This window comes from Euzebyales bacterium, assembly GCA_036374135.1.
Taxonomy (GTDB): Bacteria; Actinomycetota; Nitriliruptoria; order Euzebyales; family JAHELV01; genus JAHELV01.
This window is the reverse complement of the sequence record DASUUK010000014.1, coordinates 1-13,513: the sequence shown is the minus strand read 5'-3', so window position 1 is coordinate 13,513 and position 13,513 is coordinate 1. Positions and strand designations below refer to the sequence as shown.

The 13,513-nt window shown below is 69.4% G+C and carries 10 protein-coding genes and 1 pseudogene; all 11 read left to right on the top strand.

Annotated features, from left to right (window positions below):
* The coding region (locus tag VFZ70_01865; GenBank protein HEX6254533.1) for a hypothetical protein at positions 1-220 on the top strand (220 nt) is incomplete at its 5' end.
* Positions 221-424: 204 nt separating this feature from the next.
* Positions 425-4,279: pseudogene (locus VFZ70_01860) on the top strand (DNA-directed RNA polymerase subunit beta').
* 632 nt (positions 4,280-4,911) lie between these two features.
* Positions 4,912-5,574, top strand: coding sequence for a PH domain-containing protein (locus tag VFZ70_01855; protein HEX6254532.1), 663 nt, complete (start codon positions 4,912-4,914; stop codon positions 5,572-5,574).
* 42 nt (positions 5,575-5,616) lie between these two features.
* A complete protein-coding gene (locus VFZ70_01850) occupies positions 5,617-5,796 on the top strand; it encodes a hypothetical protein (protein ID HEX6254531.1) in 180 nt (59 codons plus the stop codon).
* A 102-nt stretch (positions 5,797-5,898) separates the two neighbouring features.
* A complete protein-coding gene (locus VFZ70_01845; GenBank protein ID HEX6254530.1) occupies positions 5,899-6,669 on the top strand; it encodes a TIM barrel protein in 771 nt (256 codons plus the stop codon).
* Between the two features lie 325 nt (positions 6,670-6,994).
* The gene (locus tag VFZ70_01840; protein ID HEX6254529.1) at positions 6,995-7,681 is read left to right on the top strand and encodes a response regulator transcription factor; all 687 of its coding nucleotides are present in this window, start codon (positions 6,995-6,997) and stop codon (positions 7,679-7,681) included.
* A 137-nt stretch (positions 7,682-7,818) separates the two neighbouring features.
* Positions 7,819-9,006: a hypothetical protein gene (locus VFZ70_01835; protein HEX6254528.1), complete on the top strand. Its 1,188-nt coding sequence runs from the start codon at positions 7,819-7,821 to the stop codon at positions 9,004-9,006.
* Between the two features lie 559 nt (positions 9,007-9,565).
* A complete protein-coding gene (rpsL, locus tag VFZ70_01830) occupies positions 9,566-9,934 on the top strand; it encodes a 30S ribosomal protein S12 (protein ID HEX6254527.1) in 369 nt (122 codons plus the stop codon).
* Between the two features lie 9 nt (positions 9,935-9,943).
* Positions 9,944-10,414, top strand: coding sequence for a 30S ribosomal protein S7 (gene rpsG / locus VFZ70_01825; protein ID HEX6254526.1), 471 nt, complete (start codon positions 9,944-9,946; stop codon positions 10,412-10,414).
* 74 nt (positions 10,415-10,488) lie between these two features.
* The gene (fusA, locus tag VFZ70_01820; protein HEX6254525.1) at positions 10,489-12,636 is read left to right on the top strand and encodes an elongation factor G; all 2,148 of its coding nucleotides are present in this window, start codon (positions 10,489-10,491) and stop codon (positions 12,634-12,636) included.
* 68 nt (positions 12,637-12,704) lie between these two features.
* A partial coding sequence (locus VFZ70_01815; protein HEX6254524.1) for an elongation factor Tu occupies positions 12,705-13,513 on the top strand: 809 nt, incomplete at its 3' end.

Sequence of the window (13,513 nt, the reverse complement as noted above, 5' to 3'; positions counted from 1 at the left end):
CAAGGGCGAGAACATCCCCGAGCCCGGCATCCCCGAGTCGTTCAAGGTGCTGGTCAAGGAGATGCAGTCGCTGTGCCTCAACGTCGAGGTGCTGTCGGCCGAGGGCAGCCAGATCGAGTTCCGTGACTCCGACGACGACGCGTTCCGCGCCGCCGAGGAGCTGGGGATCGACCTGTCCCGGCCGGAGCGCTACGGCGACGAGTTCGGGATCGGCAGCTGAGGGCGAGCGTGGTGGGCGCGGTGCGCCGCACTGCGCCTCCGGCTCCAGCGGGGACCCCGTCCTCACCAGGGGCTCGGACACCCCGAGTCACCTCCGGCGCAGCACGACGCACCGCTTGGCCCCTCCGCCGAGTAGCCCCGCAACAAACCATTCGACGCCCGGACTGCAGCCGGGACAGGTCGATCAAGAAAGTGAGAGCAATAGATGCTCGACGTCAACAACTTTGATGAGTTGCGGATCAGCCTGGCCACGCAGGACCAGGTGCGCATGTGGTCCAACGGCGAGGTCAAGAAGCCGGAGACCATCAACTACCGCACGCTCAAGCCCGAAAAGGACGGCCTGTTCTGCGAGAAGATCTTCGGGCCGCAGCGGGACTGGGAGTGCTACTGCGGCAAGTACAAGCGCGTGCGCTTCAAGGGCATCATCTGCGAGCGGTGTGGCGTCGAGGTCACCCGCTCGAAGGTCCGACGCGAGCGCATGGGTCACATCGAGCTCGCCGCGCCCGTCACGCACATCTGGTACTTCAAGGGTGTGCCGTCGCGGCTGGGGTACCTGCTCGACCTCGCGCCGAAGGACCTCGAGAAGGTCATCTACTTCGCGGCCTACATCATCACGTCGGTCGACGACCAGAAGCGTCACGACGACCTGTCGATGCTCGAGAAGGAGATCGCGGCCGAGAAGAAGCAGATCGAGCAGGACCTGGCGGTCGACCGGGACCAGATGCTGACCGATCTGGAGACCGAGCTGGCCGAGCTCGAGGAGTCGGGCGCGCGTGCCGACGCGGTACGGCGCAAGCGCAAGGAGCTCGAGAAGGGCATCAAGCAGGTCACCGAGACGGCCGAGGGGCGCCTCGAGCGCCTCGACGAGGTGCTCGACACCTTCCGCTCGCTGGCACCCAAGCAGCTGATCGCCGACGAGCTGCTGTACCGCGAGCTGCGTGACCGGTTCGAGGAGTACTTCACCGGTGGCATGGGCGCCGAGGCCATCCGTGATCTGCTCGCGGCCGTCGACTTCGACGCCGAGGCCGAGGCGTTGCGGAAGATCCTGTCCGCCGAGGCCGAGAAGCTGCGCGCCGGCAAGCGCAAGTCGCGCTCGCAGAAGGCGACACGTGCCGTCAAGCGGCTGAAGGTCATCGAGGCGTTCCGCCAGACGACCAACGACCCGACCGCGATGGTGCTCAAGGCCGTACCGGTGATCCCGCCGGACCTGCGCCCGATGGTGCAGCTCGACGGTGGCCGGTTCGCGACCAGCGACCTCAACGACCTGTACCGGCGTGTCATCAACCGCAACAACCGCCTCAAGCGGCTGCTGGACCTCGGCGCGCCCGAGATCATCGTCAACAACGAGAAGCGGATGCTGCAGGAGGCCGTCGACGCGCTGTTCGACAACGGCCGCCGCGGTCGCCCCGTCACGGGGCCGGGCAACCGCCCCCTCAAGTCGATCTCGGACATGCTGAAGGGCAAGCAGGGCCGGTTCCGCCAGAACCTGCTGGGCAAGCGCGTCGACTACTCGGGCCGCTCGGTCATCGTCGTCGGCCCGGAGCTCAAGCTGCACGAGTGCGGTCTGCCCAAGCAGATGGCGCTGGAGCTGTTCAAGCCGTTCGTCATGAAGCGGCTGGTCGACCTCAACTACGCGCAGAACATCAAGAGCGCGAAGCGGATGGTCGAGCGGGCGCGGCCGCAGGTGTGGGACGTGCTGGAGGAGGTCATCAACGACCATCCCGTGCTGCTGAACCGCGCGCCGACGCTGCACCGCCTGGGCATCCAGGCCTTCGTCCCGAAGTTGGTCGAGGGCAAGGCGATCCAGATCCACCCGCTGGTCTGCAAGGCGTTCAACGCCGACTTCGACGGCGACCAGATGGCCGTCCACCTGCCGCTGTCGTCCGAGGCGCAGGCCGAGGCGCGCATCCTCATGCTGTCGAGCAACAACATCCTGTCCCCGGCCGACGGCCGGCCGCTGGCCACCGCCAGCCAGGACATGGTGGTCGGCTGCTACTACCTGACGTACGCGGACGACTCCGACGAGGGCGATCTGGCCAGCGACGGTCTGATCGACGAGATCCGCGCCGGTGAGCGGCGCGTGCAGTCGTTCACCAGCGCGGCCGAGATCGTCATGGCGCTCGACGCCGGGAACGTCGGCCTGCAGGAGTGGGTCGTCGTGCGGTTGCGCGACAAGGCGATCGAACATGATGACGCGTTCGACGACGTCGACGAGGACATCGTGACGGACGGGATCGCGCGTTCGACCGCGGGCGTGCGCGTCCTGACGACCCCTGGGCGCGTGCTGTTCAACGAGGTGCTCCCGTCGGGCGTGCCGTTCGTCAACCGACTGGTGGGCTCCAAGCAGCTGGCCGATCTGATCAACCGGTGTGCCGACAACCTGACGCGCGCCGAGACGGCCGAGGTGCTCGACAACCTCAAGGAGACCGGCTTCCGGTACGCGACCCGTGCGGGCGTGACGGTGTCGATCTCCGACGTCGACACACCACCGCAGAAGGCGGAGATCATCGCCGAGCACGACGCGTTGGCGGCCAAGGTCGAGAAGCAGTTCGCCAAGGGCATCATCACCGCGGACGAGCGCAAGCAGGAGATGGTCGACATCTGGACCGAGGCGACCAACCGGGTCGCCAGGGCCATGGAGGCCAACTTCGACCGGCTGAACCCGTTCTACATGATGGCGAACTCCGGTGCGCGAGGGAACATGACCCAGCTGCGCCAGATCGCCGGCATGCGCGGACAGGTGGCCAACCCGCGCGGCGAGGTCATCGAGCGTCCGATCAAGTCGAACTTCCGCGAGGGCCTGTCCGTGCTCGAGTACTTCATCGCCACGCACGGTGCGCGGAAGGGCCTGGCCGACACCGCGCTGCGGACGGCCGACTCGGGCTACCTGACGCGTCGCCTGGTCGACATCGCCCAGGACCTGATCGTCCGCGAGGACGACTGTGGCACCGAGCGCGGCATCCCCGTCGTGGTCGGTGAGCGCGACTCGCAGTCGCTGTTCGGTCGTGTGCTCGCTGGGGACGCGTACGTCCCGGGCAGCGACACGCTGCTGCTGGAGCGTGGCACCGAGATCACCGACGAGGAGGTCCGTCTGCTGCGTCGCGTGCTGCGTGACGGCAACGACCCCGAGACCGGACAGCCGCTCGACCACGAGCCCACCGTCGCGGAGAAGACCGTGCGTGTGCGCACCGTGCTCAACTGCGAGGCGCAGCTGGGCATCTGCGTCGAGTGCTACGGTCGCGCGCTCGCCGAGGGGCACAAGGTCCAGATCGGTGAGGCGGTCGGCATCATCGCCGCCCAGTCGATCGGTGAGCCCGGTACCCAGCTGACCATGCGGACGTTCCACACCGGTGGCGTCGCGGGTGAGGACATCACCCACGGTCTGCCGCGTGTCGTCGAGCTGTTCGAGGCCCGCAGCCCAAAGGGCAAGGCCGAGATCGCGACGCTGAGCGGAACCGTGTCGGTCGAGGAGACCGACAAGGGCATCAAGATCACCGTCGACGACGGCGACGAGACGTCGGCCGTCACGGTGTCACGGCGCGCGCGACTGCGCGTGGCGGACGGTGACCACATCAACGCCGGCGAGATGCTGACCGAGGGGTCGATCGACCCGCACGAGATGCTCGAGGTGCGTGGCGCCCGCGAGGTCCAGCAGTTGCTGGTCCGCGAGGTGCAGGCCGTGTACCGCTCGCAGGGTGTGTCGATCCACGACAAGCACATCGAGCTGATCGTCCGCCAGATGCTGCGGCGCGTCAGCGTGGTGGAGCCCGGTGACACCGAGTTCCTGCCCGGTGAGCTGGTCGACAGGCAGCGCTTCGCCGAGGCGAACCGGACGATGCTCGACGAGGGCAACCAGCCGGCGAATGGCCGCCAGATCCTCATGGGGATCACCAAGGCGTCGCTGGCCACCGACTCGTGGCTGTCGGCCGCGTCGTTCCAGGAGACGACCCGCGTGCTGACCGAGGCCGCCATCGAGGGCAAGAGCGACTCGCTGGTGGGCCTGAAGGAGAACGTGATCATCGGCAAGCTGATCCCGGCGGGCACCGGGCTCAAGCGCTACCGCTCGGTGCGGCCGCTGCCGACCGAGGTCCCCGAACAGGTCATGACGACCGACCTGCTGGACCAGTTCGGCGACAGCGAGTACTACGAGGCCGACGAGGGCTGGACGATGGGGGAGGGCGGCTACTAGCCGCCGACCCGGTGGATCGCGGCGGGCGCCGCTACCGCTCCGACTCCGAAGGGAACCCCCCTCGCCCAGGGGGCTCGGGACCCTGAGTCGTCTGCGCAGCAGCGGCGCCCGCCGCGTTGGCGTGTCGGCGGGCAGTGGGCGCGGTGTGGTGGGGGCTCGGGCACCCCGAGTCGCTCTCCGACGAGTGCGCCGCGCAGCTTCGGCGTTCTGCGGCCAGTTGCCGCCGAGTGGGTGGAGGCGTGATGGTTGCTGAGTCCACAGTGCGCCGCGTTGAGAGGCGGTGCGGGCGCGTGGGTGAGTAGCGTCATCACGGATGACGCCGAGGGGGGCGCGACGGCGGTCGCCGGTCTGGCGGTCGACATCGCCCCACTGATGCGTGGCCGACGTTCGTCGTCACGATCGATCCGGCGGCGGCGATGTCGGCGATCCACCGCAGTGCTGTTCGCGCGCGCTGGGGGATAGGTGGCGTTCACGCCGGGCCGGTGCGGGAGTAGCATGCCGGGATGATGGGACCACAGTTCGAGCTCATGCCGCACGAGCGGATGGTGCTCCACGCCCATCCGCACTGGTGGTACTTCTGGAAGCAGGTCCTTGCCGGCGCCGTGATCCTCGTCGTGTTCGTCGCGCGCTGGTGGGTCGGCGAAGCACTGGCGACGGTGCTCGGATGGGTGGTCGTGGCCGGCGGCATCATCTGGATGGCGAACACCGCATACGCATTCGTGCAGTGGCAGACCACGCGGTTCGCCGTGACCAACGAACGGGTGGCCTACCAGAGCGGGATCATCCGTCGCAGCGGTGTGTCGATCCCGCTCAATCGGATCAACAACGTCAACTTCAATCAGGGTCTGATCGCCCGGTTGCTCAACAACGGCATCGTGGTGATCGAGTCGGCCGGTGAGACCGGTGATTCGGTGTTCGAGAACATTCGCGATCCCAGCCACGTCCGCGGGGTCATCTTCGAGCAGATCCAGGCCGACGAGCAGGCCGACTCGGATCGGGATGCGGCGGCGCTCGCCCAGGTCATGCGGCAGCACGCTCCGTCCGGCGCGCCGTCGTCGCCCTCGGTGGAGGAGCGGCTCCGCCGGCTGACCCAGTTGCGTGACGACGGCCTGGTGTCAGACGAGGAGTTCGCCCGCAAGCGTGCCGAGATCATCGAGGAGCTCTAGGCCCGGAGCAGCACGCCCGCGGCGGCCCACCCGATGACTTCGATGATCAACGGAGGCGCCGCCATCACCGACCTGCACGCGGGCGCTGCCGACCTCGCGCTGGTGGAGGCGACGTCGATCGGGGTTCCGCTGAGAGGGCCCAACGAGGTGTGGCGATCACGACGGCCCCTCGCGCGCCTGCGGGCCGTCCTGCGCCTGGACGACGAGTGCCGATCGAGCTGACGATCGCCGCGCTGCGCCGCGCCGCGGAGGCCGAGGATCTGCCGGTGGCGGTCGACTGACATGCGCATCGGCGGGCACCTGGCCTCGAAGGACCCCTTGCGCGTGGCAGATGGGCTGGGGATCGACGTGATCCAGATCCATGTGTCGTCACCGCGGACGTGGCAGGCCCCCCGGCCTCGCGCCGATGCGGCCGAGCTCGCGGCGTCGGGACGGTTGGTGGCCGTGCACGCGCCGTACCTGTGCAACCCCGCGAGCAGTGACCCGACGGTCCGGGACCGCTCGCGCGTGCTGCTGCAGCAGACCTGCGATGCGGCCGCCGACGTCGGTGCGGGTGGTGTGGTCGTGCACGCCGGTCAGGCGGGTGCCGGCAGCTGCGTCGACGCGGCCGTCGCGCGATGGCTCGACATGGTCGACCACCTCGACACGGACGTGCCGCTGCTCATCGAGAACACCGCGTCCGGACAGGCGTCGGTCGGCCGTCACACCGACAGCATCGCCACGTTGTTCGCGGCGTTGCGCGGCGCGGGCACGGCGGTGCAGGTCGGCGCGTGCCTGGACACGGCCCACGCGTTCGCCGCCGACCAGGCGGCCGCGAAGGACCCGGCAGGCTGGGTGCGGGAGTTCGCGGCCGCGACCGGCGGCATCGACCTGGTGCACGTCAACGACTCGGCCTCGCCCGCCGGATCGGGGCGGGACCGACACGCCAACCTCGGAGCCGGCGAGATGGGTCTCGCGACGATCGCGGCCATGTTGGGGGCCGCCGACGCACCGGCCGCGGTGCTCGAGACCCCCGGCTACGACGAGCGTCGACGCCGCGATCTCGAGATCCTGCGCTACCTGGTGGCGACCGCTCCGGGGCCCGGGAGCACGTGACCGCGCCGCACCGGCAGCGCCCGCCGCCCGCCCGGCCGTTGGTCCAGCCTGGGATCGCCCGTTCGGACGGCACATCACGACGGTTTCCAGCACACCTGTCCATCTGCCAGCGTGGGACTCCCGCGGAAGCCGACGGCGCACGCCACACTGCGCCATCCGCCCGACGGCAGGAGCGTCACATGGCCCGGCACACCCCCCCGACATCCGCAGTGTGCGGCCTGCGGGCATCCGGGCCGGCACACGGAGCGGGTCCGCGTGCGTCGGTCGGTGGTCACGTGCCCGGCGGGCGCTTCGATCGAATCGCCGCCTGTGGGGCGGACAGCACGTGAGTGCTCCCGCACCAGTCGTGCAGCACGATCGCACCGGCCCCTCACCCGACGTCGTCTCGCTCCTCGTGGTGGACCGTGCCGGCGTGGTGTCCGACGATGTCTGGTCGATGCTGGCGGCCCGCCGGGATCTGCGTGTCGTGGCGCGCCTCGCGACCGCTGATCGGCTGCGTTCCGTGGTCGACCGCGACCGGCCGGACAGCGTCGTCGTGACGTGGTCCGGTGCCGTCGACGATCCCGAGGTGGTGACGACGGTGTCGGGGAGCGCCTGCCTGGTCATCGTCGATGACGTCGACGCCATCACGGTCGCGCACGCCCTGCGGGCCGGCGCGCGCGGCGTCGTGTCCACCTCGACGTGCTCATCGGGTGAGTTGACCGTCGCGGCACGGGCCGTGCTCGTCGGCGGCGCACATCTGTCGTCGGATGTGGCGGAGGCGCTGGCCACCGGCTTCCGCGACCAGCGACTCCGCGTCGCGACAGGCGATGTCGATCGGTTGACCCGGCGCGAACGCGAGGTGATGCGGCTCGTCGCCGACGGCCGGACGAACGCCCAGATCGCCGACACCCTGGCGGTGTCACGCAAGACCGTCAAGAACCACCTGACCAACGTGTACGCCAAGCTCGGTGTCACCCGGCGCGCCGCCGCTGTCGCCACGTGGCAGCACGCCACCTCGTCGGACTCCTGATCCACGGAGGTCGCGTTCGCCGACGTCGTCGCCCGCTCGTTCGCGGTGTGCGCCGCGCCGGGGTGGAACCGTCGCGGACGGGCGCTGCGCTGCTAGGGTCGCGGCTCCGTCGAGCGCCCGAGGTGTTGCACACGCAGATGGCACGATCCGTCAGGCTCCGACCATGGCAGGCTGAGGCGTTGGAGCGGTTCTCAGCCGGTGGTCCGGACTTCCTGGCGGTCGCGACGCCGGGGCCGGCAAGACGACGTTCGCATTGGCGGCGGCGCTGGCGGATCTGGCCGCCGTTCCCGCGCACCGACGGACGGATGGAGTGGGCCGGTGCCGACGGCCTCGTACGGTCCGCGACCTTCGCCGACCCCCTCGACGCCGCATCGTCGAGCCAGCGCCTGCGGACCGCGCTGTCGCTCCACGGCGAGTGGCTGCCGGCCGTGCTGGAAGCCGCGCTCGCGCGGCTGCGCGAGGTGCGTCGGTCACAGCCCGATGCGGGAGGCCTGGTCATCGCCACCGACCAGGAGCACGCTCGGGGGATGGCCGGCATGGTGCGCGACCGGCTCGGCGTGACCGCCACGGTCGCGACATCGGAGGACCCGGACGCCTCTGCGCGGATCTCGCGGTTCGGCGATGGCACCGATCCGTGGCTGGTCGCCGTCCGGATGGTCTCCGAGGGGGTGGACATCCCACGGCTGCGCGTCGGCGTCTACGCGACGACGACGACAACGGAGTTGTTCTTCCGCCAGGCCGTGGGTCGGCTCGTTCGCTGGCGCCGGGGGCTCCGCCTCCAGCAGGCCTATCTCTTCCTGCCCGACGATCACCGGCTGCGCGCGTGGGCGACCCAGATCACCGAGCAACGGCGGCACAGCCTGCGGCGACGGGCGGGCGACGACGGCGATGCCGACGAGCTGGAGGATGCGACGCGGCCGGTCGAGCAGGAGCCGCGAGACCAGCTCTCGTTGTTCTCCGCGATCTCGGCGACGCCGCTGGGCGCCCCCGTCGACGCCACGCCCGCGTTCGACGACGTCGCGGCCGAGCGCGACCCGACGGATGACGGCACCTTGACCGTGGCGCTCGCACCTCCTCCGCCGCTGCCGGGTCGCGACGCCGGGGACGAGCCGCCCGCGGATGTGACACGACAGGCGCACAAGCGCCGGCTGCGGGATCAGAACGCCGCGAAGGTCAGGACGCTGGCCCGGCTGACCGGGCTGAGCCACCAGAAGGTCAACCTCGAGCTGAACCGTCGTGTCGGGTTGCGCACCGTTGGTCAGGCGACCGTCGCCCAGCTCGAACGGCGGGTGCGCGCGGCAGACGAGTGGCGGCGGCGACTCTGAGCGCGGTCAGCGGCGTCCGCTGCACGGTGGTCGCGGGGCGTCCGCCCACCAGGCTCGCGGAGTGCCCGTCGCCCCGAGGGGGGCGACACTGACGAGGTTGACACGGTCGGGGTGGCGACCTACTCTCGTACTCGCATCCCAGCGACGCCAAGGCGTGCCTTGGCGTCGATCGTGTGTCTCTGACGAGACACCCACGGTCGTGGGACCTGGTTCCACGACCGACTGATGGACCGGCTCCGCCGGACCGGAGACATCCGCCGGAACCGCTGCAGCGCAGTGGTGCAACCGCAGGCGACAGTCCGCGGCTGTAGGCGACTGACAGCAGGCGACTGCTGGCGACGCGTCCCCACCGAGGACACGGGCGGACGAGGTCATCGCAGATCCTCGACCGCAACGCCACAGCGCCGGCGCGCACCCGCACCGAGCCGCCCACATGGCTGCCACATGCACGTGGATGTGAAACGCCCGGGTGCGTGGCCCGAGAGGGCACCGAGGGCCGGTGTGCGGCGCGGACGTCCGCACGACCCGTGACGAGACAGATCAGACAGGAACGTGCTTCATGCCGACCATCCAGCAGTTGGTCCGCAAGGGCCGCGACAAGAAGACGTCGCGTGGGAAGACCGCGGCGCTCAAGGGCTCGCCGCAGCGCCGTGGCGTGTGCACGCGCGTGTACACGACCACACCGAAGAAGCCGAACTCGGCGCTGCGCAAGGTGTGCCGCGTGCGGCTGAGCTCGGGGATCGAGGTCACCGCCTACATCCCCGGTGAGGGCCACAACCTGCAGGAGCACTCGATGGTGCTCGTGCGTGGTGGTCGTGTCCGTGACCTGCCGGGTGTCCGCTACAAGGTCATCCGCGCGGCACTCGACGCCTCCGGTGTCGCAGGCCGCCAGCAGGCCCGCTCGAAGTACGGCGCGAAGAAGGGTTAGGTGTAGTCGATGCCTCGCAAGGGACCCGCTCCCCATCGCAAGCTGACGCCGGACCCCAAGCACTCCAGCGTGCTGGTGACGCAGCTGATCAACAAGGTCATGCTCGACGGCAAGCGCTCGCTGGCCGAGCGCATCGTGTACGACGCGTTCGATCTCATGCAGACGCGTACCGGCGCCGACCCGGTGCAGACCTTCCGGCGGGCATTGGACAACGTCAAGCCGCTGCTGGAGGTCAAGTCGCGCCGCGTCGGTGGCGCCACCTACCAGGTCCCGATCGAGGTGCGGCGCGGCCGCGACACCACGCTGGCACTGCGTTGGATCACGCAGTACGCCCGCGCCCGTCGCGAGCACACGATGGCCCAGCGCCTCGCCGGCGAGCTCCTGGACGCGAGCAACAACACCGGTGCCTCGGTCAAGCGCCGTGAGGACACCCACAAGATGGCCGACGCCAACAAGGCGTTCGCCCACTACCGCTGGTAGTCCCGCGCACCACCCACGCGCGGCACCAACGGACCAGACCCGCAGACCGACGCTTCGAACCCCGGGGTACACCGATGGTCAAGCGAGAACACCCGCTCAAGCGCACCCGCAACATCGGGATCATGGCGCACATCGACGCGGGCAAGACGACGACAACCGAGCGCATCCTCTACTACACCGGCAAGAACTACAAGATCGGTGAGGTGCACGAGGGCGCCGCGACGATGGACTGGATGCCCCAGGAACAGGAGCGGGGCATCACGATCACCTCGGCCGCGACCACCGCACAGTGGCGCGACCACGTGATCAACATCATCGACACACCAGGTCACGTCGACTTCACCGTCGAGGTGGAGCGTTCGCTGCGCATCCTCGACGGCTCGGTGGCCGTGTTCGACGCTGTCAGCGGCGTCGAGCCGCAGTCCGAGACCGTCTGGCGTCAGGCCGACAAGTACGGCGTCCCCCGAGTGTGCTTCATCAACAAGATGGACCGCATCGGTGCGGACTTCTTCGCCGCGGTCGCGTCGATCCGCAAGCGCCTGGACGCGAAGCCGGTGCCGGTGCAGCTGCCGGTCGGGGCCGAGAGCGACTTCGTCGGCGTCGTCGACCTGATCGACATGAAGGCGCGCGTGTGGGAGGGCAGCGGCGACGACTTCGGGTCGACGTTCCACGACCACGAGATCCCAGAGGAGCTGGCGGACCAGGCCGCTGAGTACCGCTCGGCGCTGGTCGAGGCGATCGCAGAGACCAACGAGGAGCTGCTCGAGGAGTACCTGCTCAACGACGACCTGACCCGTGAGCAGCTGGTCGGCGGCATCCGCGACGCGACGATCGACAACCAGATCACGCCGGTGCTGTGCGGTTCAGCGTTCAAGAACAAGGGCGTGCAGCTGCTGCTCGACGCCGTGGTCGACTTCCTGCCCTCGCCGGCCGACGTGCCGCCGGTGGCCGGCGTCGACCTCAAGACGGGCGACCCGATCGAGCGCAAGGCGGACGAGAACGAGCCGTTCTCGGCGCTGGCGTTCAAGATCATGAGCGACCCGTACGTCGGCAAGCTGACGTACTTCCGGGTCTACTCGGGCGTGGTCGAGCAGGGTGAGGCGGTCATCAACTCGACCAAGGACCGCAAGGAGCGCTTCGGGCGCATCCTGCAGATGCACGCAAACTCACGCGAGGACCGCCCCGCGGCCTTCACCGGCGACATCTGCGCGGCCGTCGGCCTGAAGTTCACGACGACGGGCGACACGCTCTGCGACCCGCAGGCCGCCGTCCTGCTCGAGCGCATGGACTTCCCCGCCCCGGTCATCCACATCGCGATCGAGCCGAAGACCAAGGCCGACCAGCAGAAGCTCGGCGAGAGCCTGCAGAAGCTGGCAGAGGAGGACCCGACCTTCACGGTCCGGACCGACGAGGAGACCGGCCAGACCATCATCGGCGGCATGGGCGAGCTGCACCTCGAGGTGCTCGTGGACCGCATGCTGCGCGAGTTCAAGGTCGACGCGAACATCGGGCGTCCGCAGGTCGCGTACCGCGAGACCATCCGCCGCCCCGTCACCGGCCACCGGCTGCGCTTCAAGCGCCAGACCGGTGGCTCCGGCCAGTTCGCCGAGGTGAAGATCTCGATCGAGCCGACCGGTTCCTTCGCCACCGAGCCCCGCCAGATCCTCGACGAGGATGGCGAGCCCACCGGCGAGGTCGGCGGCTACGAGTTCTCCGACGAGATCCGCGGCGGGGCGATCCCGCGCGAGTTCATCGGGTCGGTCGACCAGGGCATCCGCGAGGCGATGGAGGGCGGCGTGCTGGCCGGCTACCCGCTGGTCGATCTGCGGGCCCGCCTGTCCGACGGCAGCTACCACGACGTCGACTCGTCGGAGATGTCGTTCAAGATCGCCGGGTCGATGGCGCTCAAGGAGGCCGCGCGCAGGGCGGGCGTCGCACTGCTCGAGCCGGTGTTCGACGTCGAGGTGACGACGCCCGAGGACTACCTCGGGGACGTCATCGGCGACCTGACCGCCCGGCGCGGTCAGATCGGCGAGATGGGCACCCGCGGCAACACCCAGGTGGTGACCGCGCAGGTGCCGCTGTCGGAGATGTTCGGCTACGCCACCGACCTGCGCAGCAAGACGCAGGGGCGCGCCAACTACACGATGCAGTTCTCCGGATACGAACCCGTCCCCGAGTCGCTGGCGGACGAGATCGTCGCCAAGATTCGCGGCGAGTAGGCCGGGAGCCCCAACCGCGGCCCCGGCCGCGCCCGCGGACGATCCACAGGCAGCAAAGGAACCAACGCATGGCGAAGAGCAAGTTCGAGCGGACCAAGCCGCACATGAACATCGGCACGATCGGTCACGTCGACCACGGCAAGACGACGCTGACCGCGGCGATCACCAGCGTGCTGCACAAGCGTAACCCCAACGTCCAGACGATGGCGTTCGACGCGATCGACAAGGCGCCGGAGGAGCGCGAGCGCGGCATCACGATCAATGTCGCGCACGTCGAGTACGAGACCGACAAGCGCCACTACGCGCACGTCGACGCCCCCGGCCACGCCGACTACGTCAAGAACATGATCACCGGCGCGGCGCAGATGGACGGCGCGATCCTGGTCGTGTCGGCCGCGGACGGCCCGATGCCCCAGACGCGTGAGCACGTGCTGCTCGCCCGCCAGGTCGGCGTGCCCCGCCTGATCGTGGCGCTGAACAAGGCCGACATGGTCGACGACGAGGAACTGCTCGAGCTCGTCGAGCTGGAGGTCCGCGAGCTGCTGAGCAGCTACGAGTTCGACGGTGACGACACACCGGTCGTCCGCGTGTCCGCGCTCAAGGCCCTCGACGGTGACGAGGCCTGGGAGTCCGGCGTCGTCGAGCTGATGGAGGCCGTGGACAACTTCTTCGAGGAGCCCGAGCGCGACATCGACAAGCCCTACCTGATGCCGGTCGAGGACGTGTTCTCGATCACGGGCCGCGGCACCGTGGTGACCGGGCGGATCGAGCAGGGTGTCGTCAAGGTCGGCGACTCGGTTGAGATCGTCGGCATCCGCGACACGACCAAGACCACGGTCACCGGTGTGGAGATGTTCCGCAAGCTGCTCGACGAGGG

Bases quoted from the DNA above. Each gene is read 5' to 3' on its own strand.
- VFZ70_01855 (HEX6254532.1), top strand. From the start codon at position 4,912: ATGATGGGACCACAGTTCGAGCTCATGCCGCACGAGCGGATGGTGCTC.
- VFZ70_01850 (HEX6254531.1), top strand. From the start codon at position 5,617: ATGATCAACGGAGGCGCCGCCATCACCGACCTGCACGCGGGCGCTGCC.
- VFZ70_01835 (HEX6254528.1), top strand. From the start codon at position 7,819: ATGGCACGATCCGTCAGGCTCCGACCATGGCAGGCTGAGGCGTTGGAG.
- rpsL (HEX6254527.1), top strand. From the start codon at position 9,566: ATGCCGACCATCCAGCAGTTGGTCCGCAAGGGCCGCGACAAGAAGACG.
- rpsG (HEX6254526.1), top strand. From the start codon at position 9,944: ATGCCTCGCAAGGGACCCGCTCCCCATCGCAAGCTGACGCCGGACCCC.
- fusA (HEX6254525.1), top strand. From the start codon at position 10,489: ATGGTCAAGCGAGAACACCCGCTCAAGCGCACCCGCAACATCGGGATC.